This is a genomic window from Mycoplana sp. BE70, from assembly GCF_031455855.1.
In the GTDB taxonomy this organism is placed as follows: Bacteria; Pseudomonadota; Alphaproteobacteria; order Rhizobiales; family Rhizobiaceae; genus Mycoplana.
In genome coordinates, this window is the sequence record NZ_JAVDTM010000009.1 from 185451 (window position 1) to 201843 (window position 16393).

The 16393-nt window shown below is 63.0% G+C and carries 21 protein-coding genes; 17 read left to right on the forward strand and 4 right to left on the reverse strand.

What is annotated here, in order from left to right; all coding sequences use genetic code 11:
• Positions 1-32: 32 nt before the first annotated feature.
• From J2Y48_RS17895 to purB, 6 genes are all read left to right on the forward strand, one after another.
• Positions 33-1118 (forward strand): branched-chain amino acid ABC transporter substrate-binding protein, encoded by a 1086-nt coding sequence (locus J2Y48_RS17895; protein ID WP_310420687.1) that lies wholly within the window; start codon positions 33-35, stop codon positions 1116-1118.
• Positions 1115-2119: a P1 family peptidase gene (locus J2Y48_RS17900; RefSeq protein WP_310420875.1), complete on the forward strand. Its 1005-nt coding sequence runs from the start codon at positions 1115-1117 to the stop codon at positions 2117-2119. Before J2Y48_RS17895 ends, J2Y48_RS17900 begins: the two co-directional genes overlap by 4 nt.
• Before the next feature lie 93 nt (positions 2120-2212).
• The gene (gene rpe / locus J2Y48_RS17905) at positions 2213-2890 is read left to right on the forward strand and encodes a ribulose-phosphate 3-epimerase (RefSeq protein ID WP_310420689.1); all 678 of its coding nucleotides are present in this window, start codon (positions 2213-2215) and stop codon (positions 2888-2890) included.
• A complete protein-coding gene (locus J2Y48_RS17910) occupies positions 2887-3615 on the forward strand; it encodes a DUF2259 domain-containing protein (RefSeq protein ID WP_310420691.1) in 729 nt (242 codons plus the stop codon). Before rpe ends, J2Y48_RS17910 begins: the two co-directional genes overlap by 4 nt.
• Before the next feature lie 119 nt (positions 3616-3734).
• Positions 3735-4148, forward strand: coding sequence for a hypothetical protein (locus J2Y48_RS17915; RefSeq protein ID WP_310420693.1), 414 nt, complete (start codon positions 3735-3737; stop codon positions 4146-4148).
• 61 nt (positions 4149-4209) lie between these two features.
• Positions 4210-5517 (forward strand): adenylosuccinate lyase, encoded by a 1308-nt coding sequence (gene purB, locus J2Y48_RS17920; RefSeq protein ID WP_310420695.1) that lies wholly within the window; start codon positions 4210-4212, stop codon positions 5515-5517.
• 95 nt (positions 5518-5612) lie between these two features.
• On the opposite strand, the gene J2Y48_RS17925 is transcribed toward purB, so the two are convergent.
• Positions 5613-5927 carry a DUF1476 domain-containing protein gene (locus J2Y48_RS17925; protein WP_310420697.1) on the reverse strand — a complete coding sequence of 105 codons (315 nt, stop codon included), beginning with the start codon at positions 5925-5927 and terminating at the stop codon, positions 5613-5615.
• A gap of 229 nt (positions 5928-6156) precedes the next feature.
• Here J2Y48_RS17925 and purC point away from each other — a divergent pair, with 229 nt between their 5' ends.
• The 11 genes from purC to J2Y48_RS17980 all read left to right on the forward strand — a co-directional run bounded on the left by purC (position 6157) and on the right by J2Y48_RS17980 (position 13712).
• On the forward strand, positions 6157-6921 hold the full coding sequence (purC, locus tag J2Y48_RS17930; protein WP_310420699.1) for a phosphoribosylaminoimidazolesuccinocarboxamide synthase: 765 nt from the start codon (positions 6157-6159) through the stop codon (positions 6919-6921).
• A 67-nt stretch (positions 6922-6988) separates the two neighbouring features.
• A complete protein-coding gene (gene purS, locus J2Y48_RS17935) occupies positions 6989-7231 on the forward strand; it encodes a phosphoribosylformylglycinamidine synthase subunit PurS (RefSeq protein ID WP_310420702.1) in 243 nt (80 codons plus the stop codon).
• An 18-nt stretch (positions 7232-7249) separates the two neighbouring features.
• The gene (locus J2Y48_RS17940; protein ID WP_310420704.1) at positions 7250-7507 is read left to right on the forward strand and encodes a hypothetical protein; all 258 of its coding nucleotides are present in this window, start codon (positions 7250-7252) and stop codon (positions 7505-7507) included.
• Positions 7504-8178 carry a phosphoribosylformylglycinamidine synthase subunit PurQ gene (gene purQ / locus J2Y48_RS17945; protein WP_310420706.1) on the forward strand — a complete coding sequence of 225 codons (675 nt, stop codon included), beginning with the start codon at positions 7504-7506 and terminating at the stop codon, positions 8176-8178. The genes J2Y48_RS17940 and purQ overlap by 4 nt, the downstream gene beginning before the upstream one ends.
• A gap of 46 nt (positions 8179-8224) precedes the next feature.
• Positions 8225-8626: a hypothetical protein gene (locus tag J2Y48_RS17950; protein WP_310420708.1), complete on the forward strand. Its 402-nt coding sequence runs from the start codon at positions 8225-8227 to the stop codon at positions 8624-8626.
• 85 nt (positions 8627-8711) lie between these two features.
• Complete coding sequence (arsC, locus tag J2Y48_RS17955) at positions 8712-9059, forward strand: arsenate reductase (glutaredoxin) (RefSeq protein WP_310420710.1); 348 nt, start codon at positions 8712-8714, stop codon at positions 9057-9059.
• Positions 9060-9164: 105 nt separating this feature from the next.
• Positions 9165-11402: a phosphoribosylformylglycinamidine synthase subunit PurL gene (gene purL / locus J2Y48_RS17960; protein ID WP_310420712.1), complete on the forward strand. Its 2238-nt coding sequence runs from the start codon at positions 9165-9167 to the stop codon at positions 11400-11402.
• A 20-nt stretch (positions 11403-11422) separates the two neighbouring features.
• Positions 11423-11656 carry a BolA/IbaG family iron-sulfur metabolism protein gene (locus J2Y48_RS17965; RefSeq protein WP_097140948.1) on the forward strand — a complete coding sequence of 78 codons (234 nt, stop codon included), beginning with the start codon at positions 11423-11425 and terminating at the stop codon, positions 11654-11656.
• A gap of 10 nt (positions 11657-11666) precedes the next feature.
• Positions 11667-11909, forward strand: coding sequence for a hypothetical protein (locus J2Y48_RS17970; RefSeq protein WP_310420716.1), 243 nt, complete (start codon positions 11667-11669; stop codon positions 11907-11909).
• A 132-nt stretch (positions 11910-12041) separates the two neighbouring features.
• Positions 12042-12377, forward strand: coding sequence for a Grx4 family monothiol glutaredoxin (gene grxD, locus J2Y48_RS17975; RefSeq protein ID WP_310420718.1), 336 nt, complete (start codon positions 12042-12044; stop codon positions 12375-12377).
• 129 nt (positions 12378-12506) lie between these two features.
• The gene (locus tag J2Y48_RS17980) at positions 12507-13712 is read left to right on the forward strand and encodes a multidrug effflux MFS transporter (RefSeq protein ID WP_310420877.1); all 1206 of its coding nucleotides are present in this window, start codon (positions 12507-12509) and stop codon (positions 13710-13712) included.
• 68 nt (positions 13713-13780) lie between these two features.
• On the opposite strand, the gene J2Y48_RS17985 is transcribed toward J2Y48_RS17980, so the two are convergent.
• The 3 genes from J2Y48_RS17985 to rpsD form a co-directional block, all read right to left on the reverse strand.
• On the reverse strand, positions 13781-14605 hold the full coding sequence (locus J2Y48_RS17985) for an inositol monophosphatase family protein (protein WP_310420720.1): 825 nt from the start codon (positions 14603-14605) through the stop codon (positions 13781-13783).
• Positions 14589-15479 carry a tRNA 2-thiocytidine(32) synthetase TtcA gene (gene ttcA, locus J2Y48_RS17990; RefSeq protein WP_310420722.1) on the reverse strand — a complete coding sequence of 297 codons (891 nt, stop codon included), beginning with the start codon at positions 15477-15479 and terminating at the stop codon, positions 14589-14591. The genes J2Y48_RS17985 and ttcA overlap by 17 nt, the downstream gene beginning before the upstream one ends.
• Before the next feature lie 184 nt (positions 15480-15663).
• Positions 15664-16281, reverse strand: coding sequence for a 30S ribosomal protein S4 (gene rpsD / locus J2Y48_RS17995; RefSeq protein ID WP_310420724.1), 618 nt, complete (start codon positions 16279-16281; stop codon positions 15664-15666).
• Between the last annotated feature and the right edge of the window lie 112 nt (positions 16282-16393).

Below are 16393 nucleotides of genomic sequence, written 5' to 3' on the forward strand. Positions count from 1 at the left end.
ACAAGGTTGCTCGTCACGACCCGGATTTTTTGATGTACCGTCGCCTCGCCATTACCCTCTCGTCCATCCTCGCGCTTGCCACGCACGCCGCCGCGGCAGGGCCGACGATTGCGGTCGTCGCCCCGGACACGGGAGCTTTCGCAATTCTCGGCGAGCAGATCCGCGATGGCACCCGCTTCGCCGCCGCGATGGACGGAAGCAAGATCGTCGAAATCGACGAGGCCTGCGACGAGCATGGCGACGAGGCGATCGCGAAAAGCATCCTTTCTGCGGGCGCAGACGCGGCCATCGGCTTCCTCTGCACCGAGGATTTGCAGGCAGCGTTGCCGACGCTGGCGGAGGCGGGCATTCCTGCCATCACGCTGTCGGCGCGCTCCGTCGTTCTGATGGAAGACGCGCTGAAGCGGAGCTGGCCGCTTTTCCGGCTGGCGCCGGCGCCTGGCATGGAGGCGCAGAAGGCCGCTGACGTCATCGCAACCGCCTGGGCGGCCGAGCCGTTCGCGCTGATCGACGACGGAACCATCCATGCGCGCGAACTGGTCGAGGCGATCCGCCTGAAGCTCGAGGAGAAGGGCATGAAGCCCGTCTTCGTCGATACCTTCCGCCCCGCGCAGGAGCAGCAGATCGGCCTGGTGCGCCGCCTCGCCAAGGCGGGTGCAGCCCGTGTCTTCGTCGGCGGGGACCGCGGCGACATGGCCGTCATCGTCCGCGACGCGCGCGCTGAAAACCTGCCGCTGGCGTTCATGGGGGGCGAATCCATGTTGGCGGCAGACGCGGCGACGCCGTTGCCTGACGGCACCCAGGCCATCGTCCTGCCGATCGACGGCGCGACACCGGAAAGCGCCGCGCTCGCCGCCACGATGAAGGACGCGGGGAGCGCCGCGGAAGGCTATGTCTTCTCCGCCCATGCCGCTGCGACGCTCGTCGGCAAGGCGGCCGCGGCAGCCATATCGGCCCAACAACCGCTGAGCGCTGCACTCGCGGCCGACACCTTTCCCACGGTGCTCGGACCGATCGGCTTCGGTGCGGATCATGAGTTGCGCGATAACCCCTACCGGCTGATGGAATGGAAGCAGGACCGCTTCACACCCGTAGAGATCCAGCTGGAAGGTGACTGATGAAGCCCGGACCGCGCAACCTGATCACGGACGTCGGTGGCCTTCGCGTCGGCAACGCCTCTGACGATCGGCTCAAATCCGGCGTCACCGTCGTCGTCTGCGAAAAGCCGTCCGTCGCCGCGGTACAGGTGCTCGGCGGCGCGCCCGGCACGCGCGAAACCGATCTTCTCGAGGTGCACAACACCGTCCAGACGATCGATGCCATCTGTCTTTCCGGCGGTTCCGCGTTTGGCCTCGATGCGGCATCCGGCGTACAGGCGGCATTGCGCGAACAGGGGCGCGGTTTTGCCGTTGGGCCCTTCCGGGTCCCGATCGTCCCCTGTGCGATCCTGTTCGACCTTGCCAATGGCGGCGACAAGGATTGGGGGCGCTATCCGCCCTATCGCGAACTCGGCTATGCGGCGACACAGGCCGCCGGATCTGAGTTTCCCACCGGCACGGCCGGCGCCGGCACCGGTGCGACGACCGCCACTTTCAAGGGCGGCCTGGGATCGGCTTCGACCATGCTTGTAAACGGCATCACGGTCGGCGCGCTCGTCGCCGTCAATGCGCTTGGCTCCGCGACAATGGGTTCCAGCCGGCATTTCTGGGCGGCGCCGCTGGAGGAAGACGGCGAATTCGGCGGCCTTGGATTCCCGGCGGTTTTTTCAGACGAGACGCGTCGGCCACGCACGAAACTCACCGCGGTCGCCGAGGCACCGACGAATACGACGATCGCGGTCATTGCGACGGACGCCGTCCTGACCAAGGCCGAGGCCAAGCGGCTCGCCGTTAGCGCACACGACGGTTTCGCCCGCGCGCTCTGGCCGGCGCACACGCCGCTCGATGGCGACCTCGTCTTTGCGATTGCGACCGGCACCAGCGGCAAGGCCGTTACGATCGAGGAGTTCATCCCGCTGTGTGCCGCCGCCGCATCCACCATGGCCCGTGCCATCGCCCGCGGCGTGCATGACGCCACGCCAATGCCGGGCGATTTCCTGCCCGCCTGGCGGGGAGCCTAAGGGCACCCGTCGCGAGCGCGCGTGATGCATCGTTGTCCGGCACCGTAAGCGATGATATGGGCACCCAACGTTATCGCCCTCGGAGCCCAAGCCATGCCCAGCCCCATCCGGATTGCCCCGTCCATCCTCGCCGCCGATTATGCCAAGCTTGGCCAGGAGGTGCGCGACGTCGTCGCCGCCGGCGCTGATTGGATCCATCTCGACATCATGGACGGCCATTTCGTGCCGAACATTTCGTACGGCCCGGATGTGATCAAGTCGCTTCGCCCGCACACCGATGCCTTCTTCGACTGCCATCTCATGATCGCTCCGGCGGACCCCTACCTGGAGGCCTTCGCCAAGGCCGGTTGCGATGGCATCACCGTCCATGCCGAAGCCGGCCCGCATCTCGACCGCTCCATCCAGGCCATCAAGGCGCTCGGCAAGAAGGCCGGCGTCTCGATCAATCCCGCCACGCCCGAAGCCGTCCTGGAATATCTCCTCGACAAGCTCGACCTGATCCTGGTGATGACCGTGAACCCCGGCTTCGGCGGCCAGAAGTTCATTCCGGAAATGGAACAGAAAATTGCCCGCATCCGGAAAATGATCGCCGACCGTCCGATCGAGCTTCAGGTCGACGGCGGCATTACCGTCGACACGATCGCCGGACCGGCTGCCGCCGGCGCAAACGTCTTCGTTGCCGGCTCGGCCATCTTCGGCGGCGGCCATGTTGACGCCTATCGCAAAACGATTGACACTCTGCGCGCGAATGCGGAGGGGGCACGCGGTTGAAACGATCCGGCAAGATCACCGCCCTGGCAGCCGGCGCCATGCTTGCGCCGGCCTGCGCATTGGCTGGTGATTTCGCGCAATTCCGTCCGATCGGCTTCTCCGCCGACGGCGCCGTCTTCGCCTACGAGGAATTCGGCATCCAGGACGGATCGGGATCAGCCTACTCGAATATCTATTTCATCGACACGGCAAAAGACACCTATCTCTCAGGCACGCCGATCCGCGTCCAGGCACCGGAAAATGATTCCAGCTTGCGGCGCGTGCGGACCGAAGCCGCAGCCAGAGCCAATCCCTTGGTGGCGCGCTATAGCCTGAACGACAATCCGGGCCAATTCGTCGCCTTCAATCCCTACAGCGAAGTCGGTCCGGCGCCGGATTCCATTCGCTACTACGAATTTCCCGCAGAACCGCGGGTCGGACAGCCGTACACGCTGAAGCTGACCGAGACCGAGGCTGCGATGCCGGACACCTGCAAGGGTCTCATCGAGCGCAGTGCAGGCTTTCAACTGGCCTTCACCGAAAAGGCAGGCAAACCGGTGAACGAAACGGTCTATCGCGATGACCGTGTCCCGCAGAGCCGGGGCTGCCCGACCGGATACCGCATCTCCGGCGTCGTCACCCATCAGGGTGGATCGCAGACGATCCACATGGCCCTTGTGATGCTGCTCCGCTTCGGTTTCGAGGGCCTCGACGGTCGATGGCTCGCCGTGCCGCTGAAGCCATGAACACGGACGCGACATCCGCAGGTTCTGCGTCCGGACAAGAGCCCGCGCGCGCCACCGCCATTCCGCTTGTCCCGCCTCTGCCGAGGCTTCTGGCGGGTGCGGTTGCCTGGGGTGTCCTGATGTCCCTTTCGGCAGTTGTGTCCCTTTACCTTCGAAACCATCTTGAGACGTTCCACTTGGCGGAATTGGCGATCCTCTTCTTTGCCGGCGGTCTGCTTTCCTGGCCGTTCGCCATCCCAATCGCCCGTCTTCTGAGCCGAAACGGCCGCACCGAGACGCGCTTTGCGGCCTGTTTTGCGCTTCTCGCATTGGGCACGATCGCAATGACCGCCTTCCTCTTCGCCATGGACTACCGGCTCTTCTACGCCCAGTGGCACCATCCGATCCTGTCGAGCATGGGGATCCGCCAGTTCGTCGGCACGTCCGCTTCCGGCGTCTATCAGTTTGCCGTCATGGGGCTTGGGCTGTACCTTCCGATCGGTCTGCCCGTTCTTGCAGGCGTGAGCCTGTGGCTTGCAAAAGCCATGCGTTGAGCTTGACCGCCTTTCTTGATACAGGGGCGCCTAAACTCCTCCCAGAGAAAGCTGAAAGCTGATGATCCCCCGCTATTCCCGCCCGGACATGGTCGCCATCTGGTCGCCCGAAACGAAATTCCGCATCTGGTTCGAGATCGAGGCGCACGCCTGCGACGCGCTCGCGGAACTCGGCGTCATTCCCAAGGAAGCGGCCAAGACGATCTGGGACAAGGGCGGCAAGGCCGTCTTCGACGTCGCCCGCATCGATGAGATCGAAGCCGTCACCAAGCACGACGTCATCGCCTTCCTCACGCATCTCGCCGAAATCGTCGGTCCCGACGCCCGTTTCGTCCACCAGGGCATGACGTCCTCGGACGTCCTCGACACCACGTTCAACATCCAGCTCGTTCGTGCCGCCGACATTCTTCTTGCCGGTCTCGACCGCGTCCTCGCGGCTCTGAAGACGCGGGCCTTCGAGCACAAGGATACCGTTCGCATCGGTCGCAGCCACGGCATCCATGCCGAGCCGACGACGATGGGGCTGACGCTTGCCCGCTTCTATGCCGAGATGGACCGCAACCGCGCGCGTCTCCTGGCCGCCCGGGTTGAAATCGCAACTGGTGCGGTCTCCGGAGCCGTGGGCACCTTCGCCAACATCGACCCACGGGTCGAGGAGCATGTCTGCGCCGCACTCGGCCTCCTGCCGGAGCCCATCTCGACGCAGGTCATTCCGCGTGATCGCCACGCGATGTTCTTCGCAACGCTCGGCGTCATCGCCTCATCGATCGAGAATGTCGCGATCGAAATCCGCCACATGCAGCGCACCGAGGTTCTGGAGGCCGAGGAGTTTTTCTCGCCCGGCCAGAAGGGCTCGTCGGCCATGCCGCACAAGCGCAACCCGGTGCTGACGGAAAACCTGACGGGCCTTGCCCGCCTCGTGCGCATGTCGGTCGTCCCCGCCATGGAGAACGTCGCCCTCTGGCACGAGCGCGACATCAGCCACTCGAGCGTCGAGCGCGCCATCGGTCCCGATACGACCGTAACCCTCGACTTCGCCCTGCACCGCCTGGCCGGGGTCATCGAGAAGCTCGTGATCTATCCCGAAAACATGATGAAGAACCTCAACAAGTTCCGCGGACTGGTTCACTCGCAGCGCGTTCTCCTCGCCCTCACCCAGGCCGGCGTCTCGCGCGAGGACAGCTATCGCCTCGTCCAGCGCAACGCCATGAAGGTCTGGGAAGAAGGCAAGGACTTTCTCCAGGAACTGCTGGCCGACCAGGAGGTGCGGGCCGCGCTGTCGGAAGAGGAACTCCGCGAAAAGTTCGATCTTGGCTACCACACCAAGCACGTCGACACGATCTTCAAGCGTGTCTTTGGCCAGGCCTGATCGCAGGCTCGGCAGCTAAACGAAAAAGGGCGCGGCCGAGGCCGCGCCCTTTTTCGTTGAACCGCTGTCGGGAAGAGCGCCGAAACGCCTCAACCTTAATCGTTCTGAAGCTGTTCGACCGCCACACCCAGAAGTTCGAGCATCTGGCGGCGGATTTCATCTTCGGTCTTTGCGATGCCGGCGGCATCGAAATCCGCCTTCAGCTTGCGCACCACATCCTCGTGGCCGATTTCCTCGAAATCGGCAGCCACGACTTCCTTCGCATATGCCTCAGGGTCGCTCTTGCCCAGCAAACCGGCGGCCCACAGGCCAACAAGCTTGTTGCGTCGCACTTCCGCCTTGAAGCGAAGCTCCTCGTCGAGCGCAAACTTGGCCTCAAAGCCTTTTTCGCGATCCTGCATGGTGGTCATATGGCGACTCCCTATATGTATAACAGACGCACTGTAGATGGGTTTCCCGGTCCATAAATCAAAACCGTGTCGAAAGTGCAAATGCGTTTCGTCAAGCACTGGCCGGAAAGCCTGGAATTAAGGGAATCGGAACACTGGCCGATTGTTAAAGCGGCCCAATTCGTTTAAGGACCCCGGAAAGAAACGATATCTGCGTCACCCAATGACGCCAACTGCAGAGACAAAATCAATGAACCGTCGCCGCCGTATCTACGAGGGCAAGGCCAAGATTCTCTATGAGGGTCCCGAGCCGGGCACGCTGATCCAGTTCTTCAAGGACGACGCCACCGCCTTCAACAAGAAGAAGCATGACGTCATCGACGGCAAGGGCGTGCTCAACAACCGGATCTCGGAATACCTGTTTACCCATCTCAACAGGATGGGCATCCCGACCCACTTCATCCGCCGCCTCAACATGCGTGAGCAACTGATCAAGGAAGTCGAGATCATTCCGCTCGAAGTCGTCGTGCGCAACGTCGCCGCAGGTTCGCTGTCCAAGCGCCTGGGGATCGAGGAAGGCACCGTCCTGCCGCGCTCGATCATCGAGTTCTACTTCAAGGCCGACAACCTTGAAGACCCGCTCGTCTCCGAGGAACACATCACCGCGTTCGGCTGGGCCAGCCCGCAGGAACTCGACGACATCATGGCGCTTGCCATCCGCGTCAACGACTTCCTCTCCGGTCTTTTCCTCGGCGTCGGCATCCAGCTCGTCGACTTCAAGATCGAATGCGGCCGCCTCTATGAAGGCGACATGATGCGCATCATCATCGCCGACGAGATCTCGCCCGACAGCTGCCGCCTCTGGGATACCAACACCCAGGAGCGGATGGACAAGGACCGCTTCCGCCGCGACATGGGCGGACTGCTGGAAGCCTACCAGGAAGTGGCTCGGCGTCTCGGCATTATCAACGAGAACGAGCCGATCCGCGGCACCGGTCCCGTGCTGGTCAAGTAATTTCGCGGGCGGCTTTGTTCCGCCCGGGCCGTATGGCGAAACGACACATCCGTCTGAAGAGGAACACATGATCAAGGCACGCGTAACGGTCACGCTGAAGAACGGCGTTCTCGACCCCCAGGGCAAGGCGATCGAGGGCGCGCTCGGCGCGCTCGGCTTCGATGGCGTCGGCCATGTCCGTCAGGGCAAGGTCTTCGACCTGGAACTCCAGACCGCCGACAAGGCCAAGGCCGAGGCCGAGCTGAAGGACATGTGCGAGAAACTCCTGGCGAACACGGTGATTGAGAACTACACTATCGCCCTCGCCTGATGGTTGAAGGAGGCGGCGGTGGCCGAGATCACCAACGAGTTGATGTTTGAATTGCTGAAGAAGATTCAGGCTGACACCAACAGCCTGAAGCAGGGACAGTCCGAGATCAGGGCAGAGCTAAACGCCCTTCGCGGTACAATGGTCTCGGTGCAGCAGGATATTCACAATATCTACAGCGTACTTAGCCGCCACGAAACCCGCCTCGACCGTATCGAAAACCGCCTCGAATTGCGTGAACTCGCAGAGGCCCAGGCAAAGTTTGAGCCACACCCATGAAATCAGCCGTCGTCCAGCTTCCAGGCCTCAACCGTGACCGCGACATGATCGCAGCGCTCACCAAGATTTCCGGCAAAGCCCCCCTCACCGTCTGGCAGACGGAGACCGAAATCCCGGACGGTATCGACCTCATCGTCATCCCGGGCGGTTTCTCCTACGGCGATTACCTGCGCTGTGGCGCGATTGCCGCCCGCATGCCGGTGATGCAGGCAATCAAGGCGAAGGCCGAGGCCGGCGTGAAAGTGCTTGGCGTCTGCAATGGCTTCCAGATCCTGCTTGAAGCGGGCCTGCTGCCAGGCGCGCTGATGCGCAATGCCTCGCTGAAGTTCGTCTGCAGGGAGATCAAGCTCGAAGTCGCCAACGCCGACACGGACTTCACCCGCGCCTACAGCCAGGGCCAGATCATCCGCTGCCCGGTCGCCCACCATGACGGCAATTTCTTCGCCGACGCCGAGACGCTGGCGAAGATCGAGGCCAACGGTCAGGTTGTCTTCCGCTATGCCGAAGGCACCAACCCGAATGGCGCGCTGAACGACATTGCGGGCGTGATCAACGAGAAGGGCAACGTTCTCGGCATGATGCCGCATCCGGAGAACCTGATCGAGGCTGCCCACGGCGGATCCGACGGTCGCGGCCTTTTCGCCTCGGCCCTCGACGTAATCGCTGCTTAACCCAAAGCGCGTATCAGGGGCGCCTGTCCCGTCTGAAAGGCTCGCCATGCGCCCCTTTGCCTCCTCCAAGGCCCTCATTCCGCTTGTTCTCGCTACAGCCGCGATCGTTTCCGCCTGTCAGTCGGCAACGCCGGCGCCGAAGACCAGCACCGCCGCCCTGCCGACGATGGAGCGGATTGCGCTCGGTGCCAACAGCTGCTGGTTTAAGTCGGGCGACGCCGCGTTCTCCGCCTATCGCCTCGCGCCTGAACTGAACTCGTTCTCCGGAAAGCCGCGCATCCTCGTGGTGCCGCGTCGTTCCCCGGAATCGCGGCCGCTGCTGGTCGTGCAGGCCGAGGGACAACCGGCCAAGCTCAGCGCCTTCGGGCCACTGATGGATGAGCCGGTCTCTTCGCGGATCGCCACGGACGTGAAGCGTTGGGCGGCAGGCGGCAAGGGCTGCCATTAGACCTCCGCAAACGCCCAGCGTAGAGTTACAAAAATAAGTGCGTCGGGATATCTTTTCCGGCGCCTGTTTTCTTTCCGAGGAAGCAATGACGATCCAGATCCTCCACAATCCCCGCTGCTCGACCTCACGCAAGGCGCTGGAGATGATCCGCGAGGCCGGGCACGAACCGGAGATCATCGAATATCTGAAGAACCCGCCGACGCGCGAGGAACTCGTCAGCATACTCGTCGCCATGGACGCCGCCCCGCGTGAGATCCTGCGCGCCAAGGAGCCACTCGCCAAGGAGCTCGGGCTTCTGGACCCTGCCCGCACCGATCGCGAGTTGATCGACGCCATGCTGGAGAACCCGATCCTGATCGAGCGGCCGATCGTGATCACCAAGAAGGGCGCCCGCCTGGGTCGCCCCGTCGAAAGAGTGACCGAACTCCTCTAAAACCGCGGCCCGCCTCCCTGTTGAGGCGGCCATTTTCCTGTCGCGCCGGTCTTCCGCATGCGCTAAAGAGACCGCAAAGCCCTCCTACGGACAAGACGAGAGACGATGACCATCTCCAACAGCCGCCCGATCACCCCGGAGCTTATCGCCGCCCACGGGCTGAAGCCGGATGAATATGAGCGCATCCTGTCGCTGATCGGTCGCGAACCGACCTTCACCGAGCTCGGCATTTTCTCGGCGATGTGGAACGAGCACTGCTCCTACAAGTCGTCCAAGCGCTGGCTGCGCACGCTGCCGACCAAGGGTCCGCGTGTGATCCAGGGACCCGGCGAGAATGCCGGCGTGGTCGACATCGATGACGGCGACTGCGTCGTCTTCAAGATGGAGAGCCACAACCATCCCTCCTACATCGAACCCTACCAGGGCGCGGCCACGGGCGTCGGCGGCATCCTGCGCGACGTCTTCACCATGGGGGCCCGTCCGATCGCGGCGATGAACGCGCTGCGCTTCGGCGAGCCGGATCATCCGAAGACGCGTCACCTCGTCTCCGGCGTCGTCTCCGGCGTGGGTGGCTACGGCAACTCCTTCGGCGTGCCGACCGTCGGCGGCGAAGTCGAGTTCGACCCGCGCTACAACGGCAACATCCTCGTCAATGCCTTTGCCGCCGGCCTCGCCAGGACCGACGGCATCTTCTATTCCAAGGCCGAGGGTGTTGGCCTTCCGGTCGTCTATCTCGGCGCCAAGACCGGCCGCGACGGCGTCGGCGGCGCGACGATGGCATCGGCCGAGTTCGACGAATCGATCGAGGAGAAGCGTCCGACCGTGCAGGTCGGCGACCCCTTCACCGAGAAGTGCCTGCTGGAAGCCTGCCTCGAGCTGATGCAGACCGGTGCCGTCATCGCCATCCAGGACATGGGTGCAGCCGGCTTGACCTGCTCGGCGGTCGAGATGGGCGCCAAGGGCGACCTCGGCATCGAGCTGAACCTCGACCTCGTGCCGGTTCGCGAAGAACACATGACCGCCTACGAGATGATGCTGTCGGAAAGCCAGGAGCGCATGCTCATGGTTCTTCGCCCCGAGAAGGAGCAGGAAGCCGAGGCGATCTTCCACAAGTGGGGCCTCGATTTCGCCATCGTCGGCCACACGACCGACGACCTGCGCTTCCGCATCATGCACCAGGGCGAGGAGGTCGCAAACCTGCCGATCAAGGAGTTGGGCGACGAAGCGCCGGAATACGACCGGCCGTGGCGGGAGCCCGGCAAGGCCTCGCCCCTGCCCGCCTCCCTGGTCGCCGAGCCCGACGACTATGGCCTGGCGCTGCTGAAGCTCGTCGGCTCGCCGAACCAGTCGAGCCGCCGCTGGGTCTACGAGCAGTACGACACGCTGATCCAGGGCAACTCGCTGCAGGTCCCCGGCGGCGACGCCGGCGTCGTGCGCGTCGAGGGCCATCCGACCAAGGCGCTCGCCTTCTCCTCCGACGTGACGCCGCGCTATGTCGAGGCCGATCCGTTTGAGGGCGGCAAGCAGGCGGTCGCCGAATGCTGGCGCAACATCACCGCGACGGGCGCCGAGCCGCTGGCTGCGACCGACAATCTGAACTTCGGCAACCCGGAGAAGCCCGACATCATGGGCCAGTTCGTCAAGGCGATCCAGGGCATCGGCGAGGCTTGCCGCGCGCTCGACTTCCCGATCGTCTCCGGCAACGTCTCGCTCTACAACGAGACGAACGGTGTCGCCATCCTGCCGACGCCCACCATTGCCGGTGTTGGCCTGCTGCCGGATTGGTCGATCATGGCCAAGGTCGGCAGCGCCAATGAGGGCGACCACGTCATCCTGATCGGCGGCGACGGCACGCATCTCGGCCAGTCGGTCTACCTGCGCGACGTGCTCGGCATCATCGACGGCCCGGCGCCGACAGTTGACCTTGCGGACGAGCGCCGCAACGGCGACTTCATCCGCTCGGCGATCCGCAACGGCCAGGTCAGCGCCTGTCACGACATTTCCTCGGGCGGCCTCGCCGTGGCGCTTGCCGAAATGGCCATGGCGTCCGGCAAGGGCATGAAGATCAGCCTGTCGGAAGCGAACGGCCCGGCGCACGCCCTGCTCTTCGGCGAAGACCAAGCGCGTTACGTCATCACCATCCCGGCAGACCTCGCCAACTTCCTCTGCGCCAACGCAGAAGGGGCCGGCGTACCGTTCCGCCGCCTCGGTACCGTTGATGGCACCAGCCTCGTTGTCGACGATCTGCTCGCGCTCCCGATTGACCGATTGCGCGATACCCATGAATCGTGGTTCCCTGACTTCATGGATGGCAGTTCGAATGCAGCGGCTGCCGCCGAATAGAAGATAAGGGAGTGCATCACATGCCCATGGCACCAGGTGAAATCGAAGACATGATCAAGGCCGGCATTCCAGGGGCCAAGGTCACGATCCGGGATCTCGCGGGCGATGGGGATCACTACGCCGCCGAAGTTGTCGCGGAAGCCTTCCGCGGCAAGACCCGCGTGCAGCAGCACCAGATGGTCTACAATGCATTGAAGGGCAACATGGGCGGGGTTCTCCACGCACTAGCCCTGCAGACATCGGCACCGGAGTGAGTTCGCCAAGATGGCGGGCGTGATCGAGGAATTCGTCTCCGGAGTCGTCAGCAGCGCCTTGAAGGAAGTGCTGAACAAATCCGGCGTACGAGGGACAAAGACGAGGCGAACCCGCCGTCGTACCAGCAAGACAAAGTCTGGCGGCATTCTAGCGGACATCGTCGAGGCCGCCCTGAAGCCGAGGCCTGCCCGCAAGCAGGTCAGCCGGCGCAGGACCGCCGCCGCCCGCAGCAAGCAGCGCAGCCGCGCTTAAGCCCTGGGCTCGTTCATCAGCAGATTTGATGGAACATATCGACGCGGGGTGATGGAAATTCATCCCGCGCATGCTATTTAAGTGGCAACTCAGCGGTTCGGGCCTTGAACCCGGATAGAAAAGGGATTCGAAATGAGTGGCATTCACGATTTCATCGACAACGAGGTCAAGAACAATGACGTCGTGCTCTTCATGAAGGGCACCCCGCAGTTTCCGCAGTGCGGTTTCTCCGGCCAGGTCGCGCAGATCCTCGACTATGTCGGCGTCGACTACAAGGGCATCAACGTGCTGGCCGACGCAGACCTCCGCCAGGGTATCAAGGATTACTCCAACTGGCCGACGATTCCGCAGCTCTACGTCAAGGGCGAGTTTGTTGGCGGCTGTGATATCGTCCGCGAAATGTTCCAGTCCGGTGAACTGAAGTCCCACCTCGAAGGACAGGGGATCGCAGTCAAGGGCGCCGCGTAAGGTACCTTCGGACCGCAGTCAGACCGGAAATCGATCGAGGCGCCGCTCCCAACGGCGCCTCCTCTCATTTATACATGGATTTTCAATATGAGCGCACTTTCGGCCGAAGCCATCCGGCGCCTGAACGGTATGGGAAAAATCGAATTCATCGCTCTGATGGCGATGCTGATGGCGCTGAACGCACTTGCCATCGACATCATGCTGCCGGGGCTCCAGCAGATCGGCGCTAGCCTCGGCGTGGAGAACGAGAACCACCGGCAATACGTCATTTCCGCCTATTTGATCGGGTTCGCAATTGCGCAGCTATTGTACGGGCCGATCTCCGACCGGTTCGGGCGCCGGGCTCCCATGTTTGTCGGCCTCGGCATCTATATCGTTTCTTCCTTTGTTGCCGTGCTCGTTCCGAGCTTTGCAGCCTTGCTGACGTTGCGCTTCGTGCAGGGCATCGGCTCCTCGGCCATGCGCGTGATCACCGTCTCGATCGTGCGCGACATCTTCGGCGGCCGGGCGATGGCGGAAATCATGTCGCTGATCATGATGGTCTTCATGATCGTCCCCGTGCTCGCTCCCGGCACCGGACAGGTCGTCATGCTGTTCGGCGACTGGCACCTGATCTTCATCTTCATGGGTGTGATCGGGACCCTGGTAGCCGCCTGGATGTACTTTCGTCTGCCGGAGACGCTCGCGCCGGACGACGTCCGCCCTTTTACGCCGGCCTCCGTCCTGGAAGGATTCCGGATCGTGCTGACGAACCGCGTGGCGCTCTGCTACACGCTCGCAAGCACCTTCATCTTCGGCGCGCTATTCGGCTTCATCAATTCCGCCCAGCAGATCTATGTCGGCATCTATGAACTCGGTGTGTGGTTCCCGGTCGCGTTCGCCGGCGTCGCCGCGTTCATGGCCCTCTCGTCCTTCGTCAATGCGAGGCTGGTCGGACGTTTCGGCATGCGACCTCTGTCACATGGGGCGCTGGTCGGCTTTCTGACCGTGAACACGATCTGGCTGGCCTGCACGCTGGCCTGGCCGGGGCATGTGCCCTTCCCGATCTTCATCGTCCTGTTCGCGCTGGCGATGTTCCAGTTCGGATGGATCGGCTCGAACTTCAACTCGCTGGCGATGGAGCCGCTCGGCCATGTGGCCGGCACCGCCTCGTCCGTCCTCGGCTTCATGGGCACGGCCGGTGGCGCCGTCATTGGCGGCGCCATTGGTCAGGCCTTCAACGGCACCGCGTTGCCGCTTGTACTCGGGTTCTTTTCGGTCGGCGTCATTGGTCTGGTCTTCGTGCTGATCGCAGAACGGGGAAAGCTGTTCCAGTCCCAGAGCCAGCCGGCCTGATCCGATCGGCAGCAACAAAAATGGCCCGGACAAACATCCGGGCCCTTCTTTTGCTTACCGGAAATCCGTCAGTCGACGAAAACGTCGCGACGCATCATTGCCCAGCTATCCCTATCGGGCGCGATCAGTAAACCTCCGTCGACATGGCGGGGCTCGTAGGGGGAACCGTCGAGGCGCGCAGCATAGGCGCCCGCCTCCTGGCTGATCAGCGTGCCGGCAAGATGATCCCAGGGCATCAGCTTGTTGTACATGAGATAATGCACGTGCCCCGCGGCAAAGGTCCGGTACTCGTGCGCCGCGCAACGGTAGTTCGACGCAAACGCCACCTTGGCAAGATTGGCCATCACCCGCGCCCGTTTTTCAGGAGGCAGAAAGCCGGTCGAAGCCATGCCGGTCATCTCGGCAAGCGGAACGGCACCAGCCGCCTTCAGTCGAACGGCAGGGCGATCCCCACCGGTCTGCCACGCGCCAGCACCCTTCTCCGCAAGGACGAAATCGTCGCCCATCGGATCGTAGATCACGCCGGCGATGGTTTCGCCGCCCGAGACGACGGCCGCCATGACGCCGAACAGTGGCACGCCGGCCGCGAAGTTGAAGGTTCCGTCGATCGGATCGATGATCACCGCCAGATCCGCCTGCGCAAGTTTCGGCAGCAGTTCCGGATCGGCGGCCACGCTTTCCTCGCCAATGAACAGCGCACCCGGCAGGACGGCCTCCATGCCGGCCTTGATGTAGCGCTCGGCGGCCTCATCGGCCTCCGTCACCAGATCGATCGCGCTCGTCTTGGTCCGCACGTCGCCTTCGGCCAGCGCGCGAAAACGCGGGCGGATCTCCACCTCCGCCGCTGTGCGGAGAAGGAGGGCGAGCGCATTGATGTCAATTTGTATCGTCATTCGCAGGTACCGCGGCAAGGGAGGAGAAATCGAAGAGCGTCGGGTCCAGAAGGTGCGACGGATTCACATGCGCGAGGGCGCGCAGCATCGTGTCCTTGCGGCCGGGCATGCGCGCCTCGATATCGGCCAGCATCGCCTTCATCGCATTTCGCTGCAGACCATCCTGCGAGCCGCAGAGGTCGCAAGGGATGATCGGAAACTGCATCGCCGTCGCGAACTTCGCCAGGTCGTCCTCCGCGGCATAGGCAAGCGGGCGAAGCACCAACAGGTCGCCATCATCGTTGAGAAGCTTCGCCGGCATCGACGCCAAGCGTCCGCCGTGGAAGAAATTCATGAAGAAGGTCTCGAGGATATCCTCGCGATGATGGCCGAGGACGAGCGCGTCGCATCCCTCCTCCCGTGCGATCCGGTAGAGGTTGCCGCGCCGCAGCCGCGAGCAGAGCGAGCAATAGGTCGCCCCCTCCGGCACTTTCTCCTTCACCACCGAATAGGTATCGCGATACTCGATCCGATGCTTGACGCCGATCGAGGCAAGGTAGTTTGGAAGGACGTGCTTGGGAAAGTTCGGCTGGCCCTGATCGAGGTTGCAGGCGACCAGCTCGACCGGCAGCAGGCCGCGCCATTGCAGATCCAGGAGCACCGCCAGCAGGCCATAACTGTCCTTGCCGCCGGAAAGTCCGATGAGCCAGCGCTTCTGCCCTTTGAGCATCGCGAAGTCGTCCATCGCCTGGCGAACCTGTCGCAGCAGCCGCTTGCGCAACTTGTTGAACGACACCGACGACGGCATCTGCGAGAAAAGCGGATGGTCAACGGCGATATCCGCCGTCTCGGCCACTTCGAATTCGCTGCTGTTGGTGCTTGCTGCGACGTTCATCTTCCGCTCCTGTTCGGTGCGCGGCCGAACGTAATCTTTTGCTGCGAGGAGGAATTGCCCGTCGAGGGCGCCAAGATCAAGCGGTTTCTGCGCGTCAGTCCTGCAGCGCTGACAATTGCCAAGTCGAAACGAAAAAAGCCGCCCGGTTGGGGCGGCTTTCGAAATCCAATGGCCGAGGCCAGGATTAACGCGAATAGAATTCGACGACCAGGTTCGGTTCCATGATGACCGGGTACGGTACGTCGGAAAGAGCCGGAACGCGTGCGTAGGTCGCAACCATCTTGTTGTGGTCCACTTCGATGTAGTCCGGAACGTCGCGCTCGGCGAGCTGCACCGATTCGAGAACCGTTACGAGCTGCTTGGACTTTTCCTTCACCTCGATCACGTCGCCGGGCTTGCAACGGTAGGAACCGATGTTGACGCGGACGCCATTGACCTTGACGTGGCCGTGGTTGATGAACTGACGCGAAGCGAAGACCGTCGGAACGAACTTGGCGCGGTAGACGATCGCGTCGAGACGCGACTCGAGCAGACCGATCAGGTTCTCCGAGGCGTCGCCCTTACGACGGTTGGCTTCGTCGTAGATGGCGCGGAACTGCTTCTCGCGGATGTCGCCGTAGTAGCCCTTCAGCTTCTGCTTGGCGCGCAGCTGCACGCCGAAGTCGGAGAGCTTGGACTTGCGGCGCTGGCCGTGCTGGCCCGGGCCGTATTCGCGGCGGTTCACCGGGGACTTCGGACGGCCCCAGATGTTTTCGCCTATGCGGCGGTCGATTTTGTACTTGGATGAAGCGCGCTTGCTCATCGCATTTCCTTTCAATCAGCTACACCGGTTTGCTTCCAAACCGGATCAAGGAAACACGCCCTCCTCTGAATGCCATGCTGGCCTTCTGACAGGTTTCTCACGATACGCGGAC